The organism is Streptomyces sp. NPDC087906, from assembly GCF_055584925.1.
Genome location: NZ_JBVJLC010000016.1, coordinates 1 through 18,266 on the forward strand (window position 1 = coordinate 1; position 18,266 = coordinate 18,266).

18 protein-coding genes and 1 rRNA gene are annotated in these 18,266 nt (G+C 70.4%); 15 read left to right on the forward strand and 4 right to left on the reverse strand.

Translation table 11 applies throughout. The features are described 5' to 3' along the window. The 9 genes from rrf to ACZ63I_RS31905 form a co-directional block, all read left to right on the forward strand. Positions 1–88, forward strand: a 5S ribosomal RNA gene (gene rrf, locus ACZ63I_RS31865); the annotation flags it as partial. 74 nt (positions 89–162) lie between these two features. Then, complete coding sequence (locus ACZ63I_RS31870; protein ID WP_469342776.1) at positions 163–807, forward strand: HAD family hydrolase; 645 nt, start codon at positions 163–165, stop codon at positions 805–807. A 43-nt stretch (positions 808–850) separates the two neighbouring features. Beyond that, positions 851–2,083 carry an MFS transporter gene (locus ACZ63I_RS31875; protein ID WP_469342777.1) on the forward strand — a complete coding sequence of 411 codons (1,233 nt, stop codon included), beginning with the start codon at positions 851–853 and terminating at the stop codon, positions 2,081–2,083. Further along, on the forward strand, positions 2,052–3,224 hold the full coding sequence (locus ACZ63I_RS31880; RefSeq protein ID WP_469342778.1) for an acetoin utilization protein AcuC: 1,173 nt from the start codon (positions 2,052–2,054) through the stop codon (positions 3,222–3,224). The genes ACZ63I_RS31875 and ACZ63I_RS31880 overlap by 32 nt, the downstream gene beginning before the upstream one ends. Positions 3,225–3,329: 105 nt before the next feature. After that, entirely contained in the window at positions 3,330–4,145 is an 816-nt protein-coding gene (locus tag ACZ63I_RS31885; RefSeq protein WP_469342779.1) for a phosphatase, read from the forward strand. 128 nt (positions 4,146–4,273) lie between these two features. Continuing rightward, positions 4,274–4,486 (forward strand): helix-turn-helix domain-containing protein, encoded by a 213-nt coding sequence (locus tag ACZ63I_RS31890; protein ID WP_014046653.1) that lies wholly within the window; start codon positions 4,274–4,276, stop codon positions 4,484–4,486. A 122-nt stretch (positions 4,487–4,608) separates the two neighbouring features. Then, positions 4,609–4,707 (forward strand): 30S ribosomal protein bS22, encoded by a 99-nt coding sequence (locus ACZ63I_RS31895; RefSeq protein ID WP_003948845.1) that lies wholly within the window; start codon positions 4,609–4,611, stop codon positions 4,705–4,707. Positions 4,708–4,833: 126 nt separating this feature from the next. Beyond that, complete coding sequence (locus ACZ63I_RS31900; RefSeq protein WP_469342930.1) at positions 4,834–5,889, forward strand: NAD-dependent epimerase/dehydratase family protein; 1,056 nt, start codon at positions 4,834–4,836, stop codon at positions 5,887–5,889. 1 nt (position 5,890) lies between these two features. Beyond that, entirely contained in the window at positions 5,891–6,985 is a 1,095-nt protein-coding gene (locus ACZ63I_RS31905; protein WP_469342780.1) for a lysophospholipid acyltransferase family protein, read from the forward strand. A 73-nt stretch (positions 6,986–7,058) separates the two neighbouring features. On the opposite strand, the gene ACZ63I_RS31910 is transcribed toward ACZ63I_RS31905, so the two are convergent. The 3 genes from ACZ63I_RS31910 to ACZ63I_RS31920 form a co-directional block, all read right to left on the reverse strand. Then, complete coding sequence (locus ACZ63I_RS31910) at positions 7,059–8,294, reverse strand: DUF5667 domain-containing protein (RefSeq protein WP_469342781.1); 1,236 nt, start codon at positions 8,292–8,294, stop codon at positions 7,059–7,061. A 258-nt stretch (positions 8,295–8,552) separates the two neighbouring features. Then, positions 8,553–9,347: an ECF subfamily RNA polymerase sigma factor, BldN family gene (locus tag ACZ63I_RS31915; RefSeq protein ID WP_469342783.1), complete on the reverse strand. Its 795-nt coding sequence runs from the start codon at positions 9,345–9,347 to the stop codon at positions 8,553–8,555. Between the two features lie 284 nt (positions 9,348–9,631). Then, positions 9,632–10,603 (reverse strand): HAD family hydrolase, encoded by a 972-nt coding sequence (locus ACZ63I_RS31920; RefSeq protein ID WP_469342784.1) that lies wholly within the window; start codon positions 10,601–10,603, stop codon positions 9,632–9,634. 152 nt (positions 10,604–10,755) lie between these two features. Here ACZ63I_RS31920 and ACZ63I_RS31925 point away from each other — a divergent pair, with 152 nt between their 5' ends. From ACZ63I_RS31925 to hemB, 6 genes are all read left to right on the forward strand, one after another. Then, positions 10,756–11,037 (forward strand): glutaredoxin family protein, encoded by a 282-nt coding sequence (locus ACZ63I_RS31925; RefSeq protein WP_469342785.1) that lies wholly within the window; start codon positions 10,756–10,758, stop codon positions 11,035–11,037. 284 nt (positions 11,038–11,321) lie between these two features. Further along, positions 11,322–12,167 (forward strand): redox-sensing transcriptional repressor Rex, encoded by an 846-nt coding sequence (locus tag ACZ63I_RS31930; RefSeq protein ID WP_469342787.1) that lies wholly within the window; start codon positions 11,322–11,324, stop codon positions 12,165–12,167. Continuing rightward, positions 12,164–13,546 carry a glutamyl-tRNA reductase gene (locus ACZ63I_RS31935; RefSeq protein ID WP_469342788.1) on the forward strand — a complete coding sequence of 461 codons (1,383 nt, stop codon included), beginning with the start codon at positions 12,164–12,166 and terminating at the stop codon, positions 13,544–13,546. Before ACZ63I_RS31930 ends, ACZ63I_RS31935 begins: the two co-directional genes overlap by 4 nt. Before the next feature lie 86 nt (positions 13,547–13,632). Continuing rightward, the gene (gene hemC / locus ACZ63I_RS31940; RefSeq protein WP_469342931.1) at positions 13,633–14,595 is read left to right on the forward strand and encodes a hydroxymethylbilane synthase; all 963 of its coding nucleotides are present in this window, start codon (positions 13,633–13,635) and stop codon (positions 14,593–14,595) included. Next, entirely contained in the window at positions 14,592–16,250 is a 1,659-nt protein-coding gene (locus tag ACZ63I_RS31945) for a bifunctional uroporphyrinogen-III C-methyltransferase/uroporphyrinogen-III synthase (protein WP_469342789.1), read from the forward strand. Before hemC ends, ACZ63I_RS31945 begins: the two co-directional genes overlap by 4 nt. Before the next feature lie 61 nt (positions 16,251–16,311). Further along, positions 16,312–17,307, forward strand: coding sequence for a porphobilinogen synthase (gene hemB, locus ACZ63I_RS31950; protein ID WP_469342791.1), 996 nt, complete (start codon positions 16,312–16,314; stop codon positions 17,305–17,307). A gap of 13 nt (positions 17,308–17,320) precedes the next feature. Here the strand turns inward: hemB and ACZ63I_RS31955 are convergent, their stop codons facing one another. Beyond that, positions 17,321–18,202 carry an aminoglycoside phosphotransferase family protein gene (locus ACZ63I_RS31955; RefSeq protein WP_469342792.1) on the reverse strand — a complete coding sequence of 294 codons (882 nt, stop codon included), beginning with the start codon at positions 18,200–18,202 and terminating at the stop codon, positions 17,321–17,323. Between the last annotated feature and the right edge of the window lie 64 nt (positions 18,203–18,266).

Below are 18,266 nucleotides of genomic sequence, written 5' to 3' on the forward strand. Positions count from 1 at the left end.
CGGTTACATTCCGAACCCGGAAGCTAAGCCTCATTGCGCCGATGGTACTGCAGGGGGGACCCTGTGGGAGAGTAGGACGCCGCCGAACAATCTTTAGCAAGTCCAGGGAAGCCCCTGCACCCATCGTGGTGCGGGGGCTTTTCTGCGTTTAGGGTCTGACGTATGCGCTATGAGCTCATCATTTTCGACAACGACGGCGTGCTGGTCGACAGCGAACCCATCTCCAACACCATCCTCGCCGGCTATCTCACCGAGCTGGGACACCCCACCTCCTACGAGGACTCCCTCCGGGACTACATGGGCGCCGCGGTGCATCGTGTCCACGACCTCATCGGCGCCCGTACCGGGCGTTCTCTGCCGGACGACTTCGACGACACCCTGCACTCCCGCGTCTTCGCCGCCTTCGAGCGCGAGTTGACGCCGGTCGACGGGGTCGCCGCCGTCCTGGAGAAGCTCGCCGCCGACGGCGTTCCGTACTGCGTGGCCTCGTCAGGGAGCCATGAGCGGATCAGGGTCGGTCATCGTAAGACCGGGCTCGACCGGTGGTTCGACGACCGGGTCGTCTTCAGCGCGCAGGACGTCGGCAGGGGCAAGCCCGAGCCCGATCTCTTCCTTTATGCCGCCGAGCAGATGGGAGTGGCCCCCGAAGTCTGCGCCGTCGTCGAGGATTCGCCGCTCGGTGTGGCCGCCGCCAGGGCCGCCGGGATGGATGTGTACGCGTTCACCGCCATGACGCCCGCCGAGAAGCTGGCCGGGGCCAACGGTTATTTCGCCGGGATGAACGAACTGCTGGGATTGCTGGCCTGATCCATCTACCCATGGGTAGCGCGGCGTCATACGCTTTCCGGCCATGACAGATGTGCGGTTGCGGCACGGTCGGGCCTCCCTTGCGGTGAGCTTCTTCGCCCAGGGTGTGGCCTTCGCCCTCCTCGTCACCCGTATCCCCGCGATCCAGGACCGGTACGGGATATCCGACGGGCTGCTGCCGGTGTTCCTCGCCGCCGTTCCCGTACTCGCCGGCGTCGGGAGCGTCGTCACCGAGAAGCTGGTCGCCACGGTGCGGCCCAGCGTGGTGCTGCGGTGCGCGCAGCCCGTGGTGCTGCTCGCGCTGCTCGGGGTCGGTGCCGGTGATGCGCTGTGGCAGATCGCCGTCGCCCTCGCGGCCTTCGGGCTCGCGGTGGGGGCGCTCGACGCGTCGATGAACATGCTCGGGGTGAGTCTCCAGCGGGCCTACGGCCGCAGCATCATGCTCGGGTTTCATGCCGCGTACAGCCTCGGCGGGATAGCCGGGGCCTCGCTGGCCTGGGTGGGGGCGCACTGGGATCTGTCGCTGCTCGTGTCGTATCTCCCGGTGGTGGTCGTGCTGCTGCCGCTGACGCTGATCGGCAGTCGGTGGTACGCCGATGCGACGCCCGACGCGATCGAGGCGGCCGGCGGTTCGGCCGCCGGTCCGGCCGACAAGCCCGCGACCGGGGGCGGCAAGCCCGTCGTCTTCAAGCTGCTGCTGCCCCTGTGCCTGGTGATGGCCTTCGCCTACATCGGTGACTCCACCGTCTCGAACTGGAGCGCCAAGTACCTCCAGGACATGCTGCACAGCTCCGAGGAGCTGGCGACCGTTCCGTACAACGCCTACATGGTGACCACCCTGCTGGGCCGGGCCGTCGGGGACTTCGGGGTGCGGCGCTTCGGTGCGGTGGCGGTCGTGCGGTGCGGGACGGTGCTCGCCGGTGCCGGGTTCGGGGTGGTCGCCGTCGCCTCGGGGCCCTGGGTGGGGATTCTCGGGTTCACGATGCTGGGTCTTGGGCTGTGTGTGATCGTGCCGCAGACCTTCGCCGCGGCCGGCCGGCTGTTCCCCGCAGCGAGTGACGCGGCGGTGGCGCGGCTCAATATCTTCAACTATGTGGGCTTTCTGGTCGGGTCGCCGCTGGTCGGTGCCCTCGGTGACGCGTGGAGTTACCGGGGCGCGATGCTCGTGCCGATGGTGATGGTTCTGGTGACCCTCGTGTACGCCCGCTCGTTCGGGACGGACTCGGCCGGATACGGTGGCGGGCATGAGCGGCCGCGCACTGTTGATGTGGGATGACGCAGTTTCGGGATACGACTTCGGGCCCAGCCACCCGATGGATCCGGTACGGCTGGGGCTGACCATGGGGTTGGTCCGGGCGTACGGGCTGGACCGGGCGGTGGATGTGGTGGCGGCGCCGACGGCGGGTGATTCGACGCTGCGGCTCGTGCACCACGCCGAGTACGTCGAGGCCGTACGGCGGCTGTCGCTGGACCCGGGGTCCGCCGACGGGTCGTACGGCCTGGGGACGGCGGACGATCCGGCGTTCGCGGGGATGCATGAGGCGTCGGCGCTGATCGCGGGGCAGTCGGTCGGTGCGGCGGAGGCGGTGTGGCGCGGTGAGGCCGCGCACGCGGTGAACTTCGCGGGCGGCCTGCATCATGCGATGCCGGGAGCGGCCTCGGGTTTCTGCATCTACAACGACGCGGCGCTGGCGGTTGCCCGGCTGCTGGAGCTGGGCGCCGAGCGGGTCGCGTACATCGACGTCGACGTGCATCACGGCGACGGGGTCCAGGCGGCGTTCTGGGAGGACCCGCGGGTGCTGACCGTTTCGCTGCACGAGGGTCCGCGCACGCTCTTCCCCGCGACGGGGTGGTCCGAGGAGACCGGGGCCGGCGCGGGTGAGGGGAGCGCGGTGAATGTGCCGCTGCCCGCCGGTACGGGGGACGAGGGCTGGCTGCGGGCGTTCCACGCGGTGGTGCCCGAGCTGCTGGCCGACTTCCGGCCGCAGGTGCTGGTGACCCAGCACGGCGCCGACACGCACTTCGAGGATCCGCTGGCGCATCTCGCGGTGTCGCTGGACGCGCAGCGTGCGGTGCAGGTCGCCTGCCATGACCTGGCGCACGAGTACGCGGACGAGGGCCGCTGGCTGGCGCTGGGCGGTGGCGGTTACGCGGTGGTCGATGTGGTGCCCCGGTCCTGGACGCATCTGGTGGGGATCGCCGCGCACGCGCCGATCGCCCCGGAGTCGGCCGTGCCGGCTTCGTGGCGGGACGAGGTGTACGCGCGGACGCGGCAGCCGGGTCCGGTGCGGATGACGGACGGGCGTACGGCGCGGTGGCAGCCGTGGGACGCGGGGTACGATCCGGCGGACCGGCTGGATCAGGCCGTGCTGGCGACGCGTAAGGCGGTCTTCCCGCTGCGGGGGCTGCTCGCCTGAGCTGCCCGCCCGTCGGGCCGTGGCGGTGCAGGCACGTTACGCCAACTGTGGGGTGTATACCGGGTTTCGGCCCCTCGCGGGGCCCGGTGCGCAAGCATCGGTGGTGTGTTGAGCACCGGAGCGTTGCGCGCGCATCTGCTGGCGGCCAGGCTGGCCGGTCCTGTGGCGACGTCGCGGGAGGAGAGCCTGCGGAGTTATCGGCTCTTCGCCGCCCGTGATCCGCGGGTGACGCTCGGCCTGGACCCCGAGTGGGCCTGGGGGGAGCGGGACTTGCTCAGTCTCATGGCCGACAAGTGCGGGGTCTCCGCCGATCCCGGTCATGTGTCGGGGCAGGACGTGATCGATCCCGAGCGGACGCTCGGCGCGCTGGAGGCGTTCGCCGCGCGGCTGCGGCAGGCGGTGGCAGGGCGGACTCCTGTGCTGTTCGGGACGGGCCATCCGCATCGGCTGCTGGGTTTCTACGCAGGTCTCGCAGACGCTTTGTCGGCGGCGGGATGTGTTGTTCTCACCCCTTCGCAGGGGCGATGTATCGACATAACGACCCGGTTCGGGCTACGCACGTACCGTCTTGACTACGTTCGGGGCGTCGCGTTGGTGCGTGAACCGGGCGTTCGGCGCGCCGGGAGTGAGCCGGGCGCACACACCCATTCGCCGCTGCCCGTACGGGTCGCGCTCGACGGTCTCGCGGAGGCCGGCTGGCCGCTGCCCGAGTTGGTGGTGGGGGACCACGGCTGGGTCTGCGGGGCAGGTCAGCTCGGCATTGAGGCGATCGGCCTCGCGGACACGGATGATCCGGCGCTGTTCGTCGGTGAGGCGGAGGGCCGGGTGTCCGTGGTGGTGCCACTTGATGACGCGGTGCGCTCCGATTACTACCGCCCGCTTACTCGCTATGTACTCAATCGGGCGTGTCTGTCACAGTAATCAGCCGGAGGTTGCTCCTCTTCCCCACTCGTATCACCCGCCCCTAGTCTGGTGTGTGAGCGCACAGCGACGAAGAGTTACCGGAGGGGAAGCCGGTGGCCGTCGGGTGCGGAAGGTACAGGTGGGTCATGGCTGCTGGCAGCGAGAGGCCTCTCAACGAGGTCAAGTTCCTTACCGTGGCGGAGGTCGCCTCGGTGATGCGAGTGTCGAAGATGACCGTGTACCGGTTGGTGCACAGCGGTCATCTGCCGGCGATCCGGGTGGGCAGGTCTTTCCGGGTTCCGGAGCAAGCGGTTCACGAGTACCTCCGCGAGTCCTTTGTGGGGGTTGAGTCGGCCTGAGCTGAGCCGGCGGCATCCCCTCGGATTACGTCCCTCACTCGCTGACGGGTAGGCTAGGCCGACGTAGGTCGTGTGGGCCCAGACGCCCCGCACCGAGTGAAGAGAAGTGAGCGAGGGTAGTCGTGGGCTCTGTTATCAAGAAGCGGCGTAAGCGGATGGCCAAGAAGAAGCACCGCAAGCTGCTCAAGCGCACCCGCGTTCAGCGTCGCAACAAGAAGTAAGCGGCGGCTGTTCGTTCATTCGCGGCCCTCCCACCAGCACGGTGGGAGGGCCGCGGTGTCATCCCCGGGCAATCGTGAACCGCTACGGTGACGCGTAGACGCGGTTCTAGGGGAAGGCAGTTGATCTTGGGCAAGGTCGTGCTCGTGACCGGAGTGGCCCGACAGTTGGGCGGCCGTTTCGTACGGCGCGTGCAACGCGACCCCGGGGTGGAGCGGGTGATCGCGGTCGACGCGGTTCCTCCCGAGCACCATTTGGGCGGGGCGGAATTCGTCAGAGCCGATATCCGCCAGCCGGCCATAGCGAGAGTTCTCGCCGAACACGGTGTCGACACCGTAGTCCATTTGGATGTGACGGGCACGGCGCTGGGCGGTACGGGCAGCCGCGCGTCGGTGAAGGAAAACAACGTCATCGGCACGATGCAGTTGCTCGGCGCCTGCCAGAAATCGCCGACGGTGCGCCGTCTCGTCGTCAAGTCCAGTACGAGCGTGTACGGTTCGGCGCCGCGCGATCCCGCCGTTTTCACCGAGACGATGCCCGCGAAATCGCTGCCGAGCGGCGGTTTCGCGAAGGACGCCGTCGAGGTCGAGGGGTATGTACGCGGATTCGCGCGCCGCAGGCCCGATGTGGCCGTTTGCGTGCTGCGCTTCGCGAACATCCTGGGCCCCGCGGCCGATTATCCGCTCGCCGAGTATCTGTCGCTGCCCGTGCTGCCGACGGTCTTCGGGTACGACCCGCGGCTCCAGTTCGTGCACGAGGACGACGTGATCGACGTGCTGCTGATCGCGGCGGCCGAGGCCAGGCGCGGGACGCTCAACAGCGGGACCTTCAACGTGGCGGGCGAGGGCACGCTGCTGCTGTCGCAGTGCTCGCGGCGGCTGGGCCGGCCCACCGTGCCCGTGCTGCTGCCCGCGGTGACCTGGGTCGGCTCGGCGCTGCGTACGGCGGGGGTGACGGACTTCTCGCCGGAGCAGATCAGGCTGCTGACCCACGGCAGGGTGGTGAGTACGGACCAGATGCGAGAGACACTGGGATTCGTGCCCACGTATTCGACCGCGCAGACCTTCGCCGATTTCGCGCGGAGCCGTGGCGCGGGGCTGCTGCCGCCGCAGACGGTGGCGCGCGCGGTCGACCGGCTGTCCCATTTCGTCAGCTCCCAACTCGTCGGCAAGGAGGGCATCTGACATGGCGGATGCCAAGGTCATCCCTTTCGGTGACGACCCGCGGTCCAGGCGGGGCGCGGCCGGCCGGCCCAAGCAGGCCAAGGACGCGGCCACGAAGCGTTCACAGGGCCGCACACGCAAACCGGGGGGTCTGGTCCCCGTACCGGAGGAAGAGCCGGTCCAGCGGCCCCCGGCGGACGACCAGCCCGGTGCCGAGCAGGCCGGTGCCGAGCCGGGGCCCGGCCTGGCCGCCGCAGCCGAGCCGGAGCCGCGCGACGACAGGTGGGAGCGGCGGCTGGCCGGCGGGCTGGCGTTCCTGCGGCGCCGGGTCACCGGGGATTACGAGGTCGACGAGTTCGGGTACGACAAGGAGCTGACCGACCAGGTCCTGATGTCGCTGATCCGGCCGCTGTACGAGAAGTACTTCCGCGTCGAGGTGAAGGGCATCGAGAACATCCCGGCGGAGGGCGGGGCGCTGGTGGTGGCCAACCACTCGGGGACGCTGCCGTGGGACGGGCTGATGATGCAGGTCGCCGTCCATGACAACCATCCCGCCGAGCGGCATCTGCGGCTGCTGGCCGCCGATCTGGTCTTCATGCTGCCGGTCGTCAACGAGCTGGCGCGCAAGGCCGGGCACACGCTGGCGTGCGCGGAGGACGCGGAGCGCCTTCTGCGGCGCGGCGAGGTCGTCGGGGTGATGCCGGAGGGCTTCAAGGGCATCGGCAAGCCGTTCAGCGAGCGCTACAAGTTGCAGCGGTTCGGCCGGGGCGGGTTCGTGTCGACGGCGCTGCGCGCGGGGGCGCCGATCGTGCCGTGCTCGATCGTCGGGGCCGAGGAGATCTATCCGATGCTCGGCAACGCGAAGACGGTCGCGCGGCTGCTGGGGATCCCGTACTTCCCGCTGACGCCGACGTTTCCGTGGCTGGGGCCGCTCGGGGTGGTGCCGCTGCCGACGAAGTGGACGATCCAGTTCGGTGAGCCGATCCCGACGGACGGCTATCCGCCGGAGGCGGCCGAGGATCCGATGCTGATGTTCAACCTCACGGACCAGGTGCGGGAGCAGATCCAGCACACGCTGTACAAGCTGCTCGTGCAGCGGCGGTCCGTGTTCTTCTGAGGTTTCCCGCTCACGCAGCGCTGAGGCGCGGCGCTCCCTCTCGGGGGCGCCGCGCCTCAGCCGTGCGGTCGTGCTAGTTCGCGTCTTCGGCGTTCAGGCCGAGGCCCGGCAGCAGATCCGGCAGCAGGGGCGGGATCGTGACGTCCGGCGCGGGGTTGCCGTTGTCCTGCTTGTCGGGCGGGGACGACGGCTCGTCGCTGTCCGACGGGGGGTCGAGCAGGCCGCCCGCACCGCCGTCGAGGAGGCCCTTGTCCGGCGTACTGCCGGAGTGCGAGCGGGATCCCGACGGGGAGGGGGTGCCGCTCTCGTGGTGCGGGCCGCCGCTCTCGCTCTTGTGCGGTGAGGAGGGCGAGGGACTGTCCTTGTGGGCGGAGCCGCCGGTGTCCTGGGGGGAGCCGGGGCTGGTGGAGGTGGACCGGTGGCGCTTCTCCGGGGTGGGCGGCAGCAGGGACTGGAGCGGGGCGACCTCTTCGTCTATGGCGTCGAAGACCGAACTGACCTGGTTTCCGACGTCGGTGAGCTGTACGGGCAGCCGGTCGCGTACGCCGTTCCACGCCTGGCGGTGCGAGGCGGAGAACGACGAGAGCGTGGCGATCGGGCCGAGGGAGCCGTCCCGTTCGTACGCCTGGTGGAGCAGCCGGTGGCCTTGCGTGGCGTCGTACCTCATCCCGCTCAGCGCGCGCCGGATCTCGTTGAGCTGCTCGTGGTCGAGCTGGCCAGCGCGGTCGCGTTCGAGGAGCCTGCGGGCTTCGTTGAGGCGGGTCGAGGCGTGGTCGAGGTAGATCCCGCCACGGGCGGAGTCGTCCTCCGCCATGCCGAGCTTGAAGTCCTCCATGCCGCGTTTGAGCCCGTAGAGCGAATCACCCGGCAGTGCGTTGTTGCTTGCCGCCGCCACACCGCCGAACGCGCCGGCTGCCACGCCGACCGTGAGTCCGCCGGCGGCGAGACTCTTCGACCAGCGGGACCGCGGCCGCAGCTTCCGGAGCGGGGAGGCCCGGTGGGCGCCCCTGCCTGCCGTCCGCTGCTCGGGCACCGTGGGGCCCGACGACACACCTCCGCCGATTGTGCCTTCCCGCAGCATGGTCTCCATGGCTGCCACGAGCTGCGCCCGTTGCACCACTTTGACCTCGGGGTCCAGCGTCGGTCTCGGCAGTTCGCCGAGCCCGCTCGCCAGGGCCAACAGCCGCCCCTGTTCGGCCGGTTCGGCCGAATCGGCGGGCTGTTCGGCCGCCGCGCCCTGGACCGTCTGGTCTTCCAGGGCCTGGGCGAAGGCGTTCGCCCGCCGGTGTGACGAAACGTTCGCGATCACTGGCGGCACCTCCTCTCGTCATGACGATCGACTCCCCTGGGGGTCCGGAAGGTTGCACGCCACGAACGCCTCCACACGATTGAGTGAGTGGCTGCGGGCATGGCGTGACCGCAGGGAGCCTGCATCCCGCACAACGAGCGGCGCGGCACTTGGGTTACGCGCGATGGATGATCGGACCAGTGCGTCATCGAGGCGTCACCGACTGTGAGTTGGGTCTTCGGCCGGACAGGGGTCTTGCGGGGTCGAGGGGGGCTTCGGTCAGCGGGCGTCTTCCGGGAGCAGCCGTGCAAGGGTGCGCACGGCCCGGTACTGCAAGGTCTTGATCGCTCCTTCGTTCTTGCCCATGACCCTGGCCGTTTCGGCGACCGAGAGGCCTTGCAAAAAGCGCAGTGTGACGCACTCCTGCTGCTGGGGGTTGAGCTTGCGTACGGCTTCGAGCAGCGCCGCGTTGGAGAGGGACTCCAGGACGGAGTCCTCCGGGCTGCGCGCCACCTCGTTGGCGTCGAGCATTTCGCCCGTGGTCACTTCCAGTCGGAAGCGGCTCGACTTGAAATGGTCGGCGACCAGATTCCGGGCGATGGTGACCAGCCAGGCGCCGAAGTCGCGCCCTTGCCAGGTGAAGGTGGAGATCCGGCGCAGGGCGCGCAGGAACGTCTCGCTGGTGAGGTCTTCCGCGGTCGCCTTTCCGCCCACGCGGTAATAGATGTAGCGGTAGACGGTGTCGCTGTACTGGTCGTACAGCCGGCCGAACGCGTCGGCCTCACCGGCCTGGGCACGCTCGACGAGGTCCATCATGCGCGCGCTGTCGCTGTCGGCGCTGGGCCGGCGAGCGGTGGTCGATGCGGCGGAGCTGCTTCGGCTTCCCCGTCTGCCGACTGCCGCACCGCCGCTCGCCAGGGCATAACAAGGTCCGATAGGGCCGCTCACGGCAGGGGCCGGTGCGGCGAAGGCGGGGACGGCGTACGCGGTGGGGACGAAGCCGCGCAAGTGGTCGAGGACCGTTGCGCGCAGCGTAGCCAGGCCCGAGGCGTCAACCCCGACGTGTGGGTACACGGGACTCCCAGAGGCAGAGCTTCCATCACGTGCAGTGCGGGACCGTTCACTCGTCGTGGCGACGTGTGGGGTCCGGTATGCGTCTGAGGAGAATAACGCTTCGTACAGGCAGCGCTACACCCAGTTGCTCAAATCACCGATTAGGTCGCTTCTGTGCCGTCTGGATAGCGCTTTAAGTCGCACATCGTGATCGCTAATTGATCAGATTGCGTCAAGATCTGTCCGCAGCCGGACCGGTCCGGGGATGTGCCGCGGCTGCTGTCCGCGGGTGTGGCGGATGCCTGTCAGCGGTAGCGGCGGCGCAGCGCCACGGCGGCGGCCGTACCGCCCGCGAGGGCGCCCACTCCGGCCGCCGCGGGGATGCCGACCTTGGCCGCCTTGCGCCCGGTGCGGTAGTCGCGCAGGCGCCAGTCGAGCTGCCGCGCGTGCTTGCGGAGTTTGGTGTCGGGGTTGATCGCGTACGGGTGGCCGACGAGCGAGAGCATCGGGATGTCGTTGTGCGAGTCGCTGTACGCGGCGCAGCGTTCGAGGTCGAACCCCTCGGCGGCGGCGAGTGCCCGTACGGCCTCGGCCTTGGCCGGGCCGTGCAGCGGCTCGCCGACGAGCTTGCCCGTGTAGACGCCGTCGACGGATTCGGCGACGGTGCCCAGCGCGCCGGTCAGGCCGAGCCTGCGGGCGATGATGGTCGCGGTCTCGACGGGCGCGGCCGTGACGAGCCAGACCTGCTGGCCCGCGTCGAGGTGGGCCTGGGCGAGGGCGCGGGTGCCCGGCCAGATGCGGTCGGCCATGTACTCGTCGTAGATCTCCTCGCCGATCGACATCAGCTCGGAGACGCGGTGGCCCTTGACGATGGACAGGGCGCTGTCGCGCGCGTCCTGCATGTGTTCCGGGTCCTCGACGCCGGCCAGCCTGAACCACGCCTGCTGCCAGGCGAACCTGGCCAGCTCGCGGCGCTGGAAGAACTTCCGCTTGTACAGGCCGCGGCCGAAGTGGAAGATCGCGGCGCCCTGCATGACGGTGTTGTCGAGGTCGAAGAAGGCGGCTGCCCGTTCGTCGCCCATGACGGGGAAGTCGGGCGTGTGATCGGGGCCCTTCCCGGCGCCCGGCGCTCCCGGGCCGTGCTGCTCCAGCAGGTCCGGCAGGACCTGGGAGCCTTGCGAGGACTTGCGTGCTGCCTCGGCTGCGGCTTCGCCTGCCAGCACGCTCCGGGGTGTCGCGGAGCGCCTACGGGGGGTGAGCCATCCCAGTGCGGCCATATCGTGAGCATAACGAGTCTGTCTGTCAGTTCTTCACGTGTCGCGGCGCCGGGGGCGTGAACTCTCCACGACCGGTGTGTTAATCGGGAGATCCTGGGGTGGCTGTGGATGACCGGCCGCTTCTCGCGCCGGTCGGGCGGAGAATGGGATCCATGAGTCCTCTGTTGCGGCGTGGTGTGAAGAAGAAGGATGCGGCCGAGCGCGTGGTGACGCTTATCTCCAAACCGGGCTGCCATCTCTGCGACGACGCGCGAGCGGTCGTCGAGGCCGTGTGCGGGGAGACGGGCGCGGTGTGGGAGGAGAAGGACATCTCGCGGGACGAGGCGCTGCACCGGCAGTACTGGGAGCAGATCCCGGTCGTCCTGGTCGACGGCGAGCAGCACACGTTCTGGCGGGTGGACGCGGATCGGCTCCGTCGCGCACTGGGGGCCTGACCGGAAAGGCGGTTACCATCGTGGGCGCTTTGCTGGTGTTTTCTCAGGTCCCGGGGGCGTATTCGTGAGGAGTGTGTACGGCTTTGCCCCCTTCGTGTGTGCAACGGGCTGACGTGGTCGGCGGTTCCGCCGGCGGCCGATCGGGACGCGTGACCCCGGTCACTTTGCTCGGACAAAGCGGACACCATCTTTGTGCACGCGTTCACAAAGACATAGCCTGCATTCGACGGGGCGGTCCTGGGACATACGGCCGCCTGCAGCCCCGCTCATCCCGCAGGAGCACCGTGGCAACTGGCCGAACTCACCGACCGGCGACCCGTAGCCGAGGAATCCCCGAGGCAACCGTCGCCCGGCTTCCGCTGTATCTGCGAGCGCTCACCGGACTTTCGGAGCGTTCGGTCCCCACGGTCTCGTCCGAGGAACTGGCCGCGGCCGCCGGGGTCAACTCCGCGAAGCTGCGCAAGGACTTCTCGTACCTCGGCTCCTACGGCACCCGCGGTGTGGGCTACGACGTCGAGTATCTCGTGTACCAGATCTCGCGTGAGCTGGGCCTCACCCAGGACTGGCCGGTCGTGATCGTCGGTATCGGTAACCTCGGCGCGGCGCTCGCCAACTACGGCGGGTTCGCCTCGCGCGGATTCCGGGTCGCCGCGCTGATAGACGCCGATCCCGCGATGGCAGGCAAGCCGGTCGCCGGGATGCCCGTCCAGCACTCGGACGAGCTGGAGAAGATCATCAGTGACAACGGTGTCTCGATCGGTGTCATCGCCACCCCCGCGGGAGCGGCGCAGGCCGTCTGCGAACGGCTCGTCGCCGCCGGTGTCACGTCCATCCTCAACTTCGCGCCGACCGTCCTGACCGTTCCGGACGGTGTCGACGTGCGCAAGGTCGATCTCTCCATCGAGCTGCAGATCCTCGCCTTCCACGAGCAGCGCAAGGCCGGCGAGGACGCGGCGGCCGAGGCGGCGGAAGCCGCTGCCGCGCCGCCGCCCCCCGTCGTGGAGCCTGTCGCCGAACCCGCCGCCGAGTCCGTCGCGGAGCCCGCTGCCGACGCCTCGGCCGCGCAGGACGGCACCGCCCCCGGCCGGAAGGGACCCGAAGGGGACGTCCCCGCGGTGATGCCGGCATGAGTCTTCTGGTCGTCGGACTGAGCCACCGCAGCGCGCCGGTGAGCGTGCTGGAGCGCGCGTCGCTCGACTCCGACTCTCAGGTGAAACTGCTGCGGGACTCGCTGGCCGCCGAGCCGGCGACGGAGGCGGCCGTCCTCGCCACCTGCAACCGCATCGAGCTGTACGCCGACGTGGACAAGTTCCACGCGGGCGTCGCCGAGCTGTCGACGCTGCTCGCGCAGCACAGCGCCGTCGGCCTCGACGAACTCACTCCTTATCTTTACGTGCACTACGAGGACCGCGCCGTCCACCATCTGCTGTCGGTGGCGTGCGGACTCGACTCGATGGTCGTCGGCGAGGGCCAGATCCTCGGCCAGATCAAGGACGCGCTCGCCCTCGGCCAGGAGCTGCACACCGCGGGGCGGCTGCTCAACGACCTCTTCCAGCAGGCCCTGCGGGTCGGCAAGCGCGCGCACAGCGAGACCGGTATCGACAGGGCGGGACAGTCGCTCGTCACCTTCGGCCTCGAACAGCTCGCGGCCGGCCCGGCCGGCCGCGCCGGCGGCGTCGACGGATGGGCCAAGGGCAAGAGCGCGCTCGTCATCGGCGCGGGCTCGATGTCCTCGCTCGCCGCCGCCACGCTGGCCAGGGCCGGTGTCGCCGAGATCGTCGTCGCCAACCGCACGGCGGCCCGCGCCGAGCGGCTCGTGGAGATCCTCACCGGCCCCGGCGGTACGGGCGTCGCCGCGCGCGCCGTCGACATGGCGGCCGTCGGCGACGAGCTGAAGCGCGCCGACATCGCCGTGTCCTGTACGGGCTCGACCGGTCTCGTGCTGAGCGTCGTCGCCGTCGAGGCCGCGCTGGCGGGACGCACCGACCGTACCGACCGGCTCGCCCTGCTCGACCTGGCCATGCCGCGCGACATCGACGCCGCCGTGCACCGGCTGGGCGGGGTCCGCTTCGTGGACATCGAGTCCCTCGCCGAGGCCTCGGCCGACGCGCCGATGGCGGCCGACGTCGACCAGGTACGCACCATCGTCTCCGACGAGGTGGCCGCCTTCGGGGCGGCTCAGCGCGCCGCGCACATCACTCCGACCGTGGTCGCGCTGCGCGCGATGGCGGCCGACGTGGTGAGCAGCGAGGTCGCGCGGCTCGAAGGCAGGCTGCCGGGGCTCGACGACAGGCAGCGGGCCGAGATCACCAGGACCGTACGCCGCGTCGTCGACAAACTGCTGCACGCGCCCACCGTGCGCGTGAAGCAGCTCGCCAGCGAACCCGGCGGCGCCGGGTACGCGGACGCCCTGCGGGAACTTTTCGACATCGACCCGCAGACGGTCGCGGCCGTCAGCAGGGCCGACCTGAATGACACCACCGACGGTGTAGGCAGAGGGCAGGTATGACCGAGGCACACAGGCCCCTGAGGCCGGACAAGGCCCTGACGCCGGAGAGCACGCCGGGCAGTACGCCCGAGCACAGGCCGGGCAGCATGCCCGACCGCAGGCCACTGCGGCTGGGTACGCGGCGCAGCAAGCTCGCGACGACCCAGTCCGCACTGGTGGCGCGCGCCGTGACCGAGCTGACCGGCAGGCCGGTCGAGCTGGTCGAGATCACCACGTACGGGGACACGTCCCGTGAGCTGCTGGCGCAGATCGGCGGCACCGGCGTCTTCGCCACCGCGCTGCGCGAGGCGGTGCTGCGCGGCGAGGTCGACTTCGCCGTGCACTCCCTGAAGGACCTGCCGACGGCGCAGCCCGACGAGCTGGTGATCGCGGCCGTACCGCCGCGCGCCGACCCGAGGGACGTACTGGTCGCCAGGGACGGGCTGACGTTCGGGCAACTGCCCGACGGCGCCCGGGTCGGTACGGGTTCGGCGCGCAGGTCCGCGCAGCTCAACGCGTACGCGCGCGGCCACGGCCGCCGGATAGAAACCGTGCCGATCAGGGGGAACATCGACACCCGGATCGGATACGTCCACAGCGGGGAGTTCGACGCCGTCGTACTCGCCGCAGCGGGGCTCCACCGGATAGGCATGACCGGTGAGGTGACCGACTTCCTGTCGGCCGACACCGTCCTGCCCGCCCCCGGTCAAGGGGCTCTCGCAGTAGAGTGCGCCGCGGTCAACGTAGATCTCGCCGCTTTGCTCGCCGGACTCGACGACCCGGGCACCCGGGCCGCCGTGACCGCCGAGCGTTCCCTGCTCGCCGCCCTGGAGGCCGGCTGCAGCGCACCTGTGGGTGCTCTGGCCGACCTGCTGGACGACGGACAGGCTGTCAACGAAATGCGCCTGCGGGGAGTCGTCGGGACAACCGACGGTTCGACGCTGGTGCAGCATTCCACCACCGGTCCTGTACCCACGTCGCATGGCGACGCCGTCGCGCTCGGTCGCGAACTCGCGTCCGAGATGCTCGCCAAGGGTGCGGCCGGTCTTATGGGGGAGCGAGCACTTTGAGCGCCACCGCCACTGACCTTCCGGCCTACTCCACATCAGGGCACGTCACCTTCCTCGGTGCCGGACCCGGAGACCCGGGTCTGCTGACACTCCGCGCCGTCGAGGCGCTCGCGGGGGCGGATGTACTGATTGCCGAGCCGGATGTGCTCGATGTAGTACGCAGCCATGCACGGGCGAGTGTGAGCACGCCTGCTCTGACGGTCGTTGACGATGCGTCAACAGCCGCCGGGATCCCCGCGATCAGGGATGCGGCCAATCTTGTCATGGAGGCCGCGCGGGGCGGCAAGCGGGTCGTCCGTGCCGTCACGGGCGACCCCGGTCTCGACGGCGACGCCGGCGCCGAGATGCTTGCCTGCGCGACCGCCGGGATCCCCTTCGAGGTGGTGCCCGGTATCGCGGCGGCGGTCGGCGTGCCGGCCTACGCCGGGGTGCCGCTGCGTGACGCGCAGGGCACGGACGTGCGCTTCGTGGACGCCAGGACCGCCAGCGAGCGCTGCTGGACCGAGGTCGGCGCGAGCGACGGCACGGCCGTCGTCTCCACGACGCTCGACTCCGTCGGCGCGACCGCCGGTGAACTCGTCGCGGCCGGCCGTAAGCCGGACACCCCGATGACCGTCACCGTCGCCGGTACGACGACCCGGCAGCGCACCTGGACCGCCACGCTCGGCACGATCGCGCAGACGCTCAAGCAGGCCAAGGTGCTGCCGTCCCCGGACGGACACCAGCCCGTCATAGCCGTGGTCGGCGAACGCAGTTCGGCCGCCCAGCGTGACCAGCTCGCCTGGTTCGAGTCCAAGCCGCTGTTCGGCTGGAAGGTGCTCGTGCCGCGCACGAAGGAGCAGGCCGCCTCGCTCTCCGACCAGCTCAGGTCGTACGGCGCCGTGCCGCACGAGGTGCCGACCATCGCCGTCGAACCGCCGCGTACGCCCCAGCAGATGGAGCGCGCGGTCAAGGGCCTGGTGACGGGCCGCTACGAGTGGATCGCGTTCACCTCGGTCAACGCGGTCAAGGCCGTGCGGGAGAAGTTCGAGGAGTACGGGCTCGACGCCCGCGCGTTCGCCGGGATCAAGGTCGCCGCCGTCGGCGACCAGACGGCGGCCTCGCTGGTCGACTTCGGCGTCAAGCCGGACCTGGTGCCCAGCGGCGAGCAGTCGGCCGCGGGGCTCCTGGAGGACTGGCCGCCGTACGACCCGGTCTTCGACCCGATCGACCGGGTGTTCCTGCCGCGCGCCGACATCGCGACCGAGACCCTGGTCGCCGGCCTCATCGAGCTGGGCTGGGAGGTGGACGACGTGACGGCGTACCGCACCGTGCGCGCATCGCCGCCGCCGGCCGAGACCCGTGAGGCGATCAAGGGCGGCGGTTTCGACGCCGTGCTCTTCACGTCGTCCTCGACCGTGCGCAACCTGGTCGGGATCGCGGGCAAGCCGCACAACGTGACGGTGATCGCCTGTATCGGCCCGGCGACGGCGAAGACGGCCGAGGAGCACGGGCTGCGGGTCGACGTCCTCTCACCCGAGCCGTCGGTCCACAAGCTGGCCGAGGCGCTCGCCGCGTTCGGCACGCGGCGGCGCGAGTCGGCGCGGGAGGCGGGCGAGACGGTCACGCGGCCGAGCGAGCGCCGTCCGGGCGGCAGGCGGCGGCGCACCACCTGAGCAGGGCTTTCCACGAGGTCCGCGACAAGCATGACCTCGACGACGCAAGAGGCGATGGACGATGACTGAGTACGGATCCTTCCCCGGCGCGCGCCCGCGCAGGCTCAGGGTCAACGCGACGATGCGGCGGATGGTCGCCGAGACGCGGCTGCATCCGGCAGATCTGATCCTGCCCGCCTTCGTACGGGAGGGGCTGGGCGAGCCCGTCGCCATCTCGGCGATGCCCGGGGTCGTCCAGCACTCGCTGGACTCGCTGCGCAAGGCGGCGGCGGACGCGGTCGCGGCCGGCGTCTCGGGGATCATGCTCTACGGCGTCCCTGACGACGACAAGAAGGACGCGGCCGGCACGGCGGGCACGGACCCGCAGGGCATCCTGCAGGTCGCGCTCCGCGCCGTGCGGGCCGAGGTCGGCGACGATCTCGTCGTCATGTCGGACCTGTGCCTGGACGAGTACACCGACCACGGCCACTGCGGCGTGCTGGACGACCGGGGCCGTGTCGACAACGATGCGACGCTGGTGCGGTACGCCGAGATGGCCCGCGTCCAGGCCGAGGCCGGGGCCCATATGGTGGGCACGAGCGGCATGATGGACGGTCAGGTGCGGGCCGCCCGCGAGGCCCTGGACGGCGCGGGCCACGAGGACGTCGCGATCCTCGCGTACGCGGCGAAGTACTCGTCGGCGTTCTACGGCCCGTTCCGCGAGGCCGTCGCCTCGTCGCTGACCGGCGACCGCAAGACGTACCAGCAGGACCCGGCCAACGCCCGCGAGGCGCTGCGCGAGCTGGCGCTCGACCTCGAAGAGGGCGCCGACATGGTGATGGTCAAGCCGGCCCTGCCGTACCTGGACATCGTGGCGCGGGTCGCCGCCGAGTCGGACGTGCCCGTATCGGCGTACCAGATCTCCGGCGAGTACGCGATGGTCGAGGCCGCCGCGGAGAAGGGCTGGATCAACCGCGACGCGGCGATCATGGAGACCCTCACCGGGATCAAGCGGGCCGGCGCGGGCACGATCCTGACGTACTGGGCGACGGAGGTCGCGCAGAAGCTGGGCCGCTGAGTCAGCTCCTGAGTCAGCTCCTGCGGGCCAGGACGCGGGCGAGGGCGCGGCGGCCCACCGGGCCCCAGCCGGGTTTGCCGCCCGGCAGGCCGAGGTCGCCGTTGCGGCCCATCCGGATGAGGAAGAGGCACTTCGCGGCGGCGAGGCCACGGGCGCGGCGGATCAGCGCGTCGTCCGTGTACGGATACGCGTCGAAGAGGCGCCCGGCGGCCCCTTCGGGGAGCAGCACCCACGCCGCCGCGAGATCGACCGCCGGGTCGCCCGCGCACAGGTCGCCGAAGTCGATCACGCCGGCGAGTGTGCCGTCGCGGACCACGACGTTCGCCGGATGAAGGTCGGCGTGCAGCCATAGCGGCGGCCCGTGCCACTCGGGGGCGGTGACGGCCTGCTGCCAGATGTCGCGGACGCCGGGGAACTCGGGGAAGTCGTCGAGCGACGTCAGGAAGCCGCCGGAGAGTGTGGCGAGCGGAACGCCGCGGTCCGCACTGACCGGCGCGTCGGCGGGTGCCTTCTCGTGGAGCGCGCTGAGGAAGTCCGCCAGTGCGTCGGCGGCTGCGTCTTTCGTGAGGGGGGCGCGGTCGGCGGGTTCGCCGTGGACCCAGGTCGTGACGGTCCAGGTCTTGGGGAAGCGTGCGGACGGTTCACCGATCCGTACGGGGGTGGGGACCGGGAGCGGCAGGCGCGGCGCCAGCGTGGGCAGCCAGCGGTACTCGGTGCGCAGAAGGCCGGGCGCGCGCTCGGTGCGTGGCATGCGTACGGCCAACTCGTCGCCGAGCCGCCACAGTTGGTTGTCCCAGCCGCCGGGCACCTCGCGTATGTCCAGCTCTGCGAGGTCCGGGTGCTGGTCGCGCACCAGGGCGCGGACCAGGTTCTCGTCGATGGTGAAGTCGTCCACGGCCCCAGTGAACCAGTGTCCGATTCGTACAAGACGCGGAACGCCGCACTTCCTAACGTGGCCT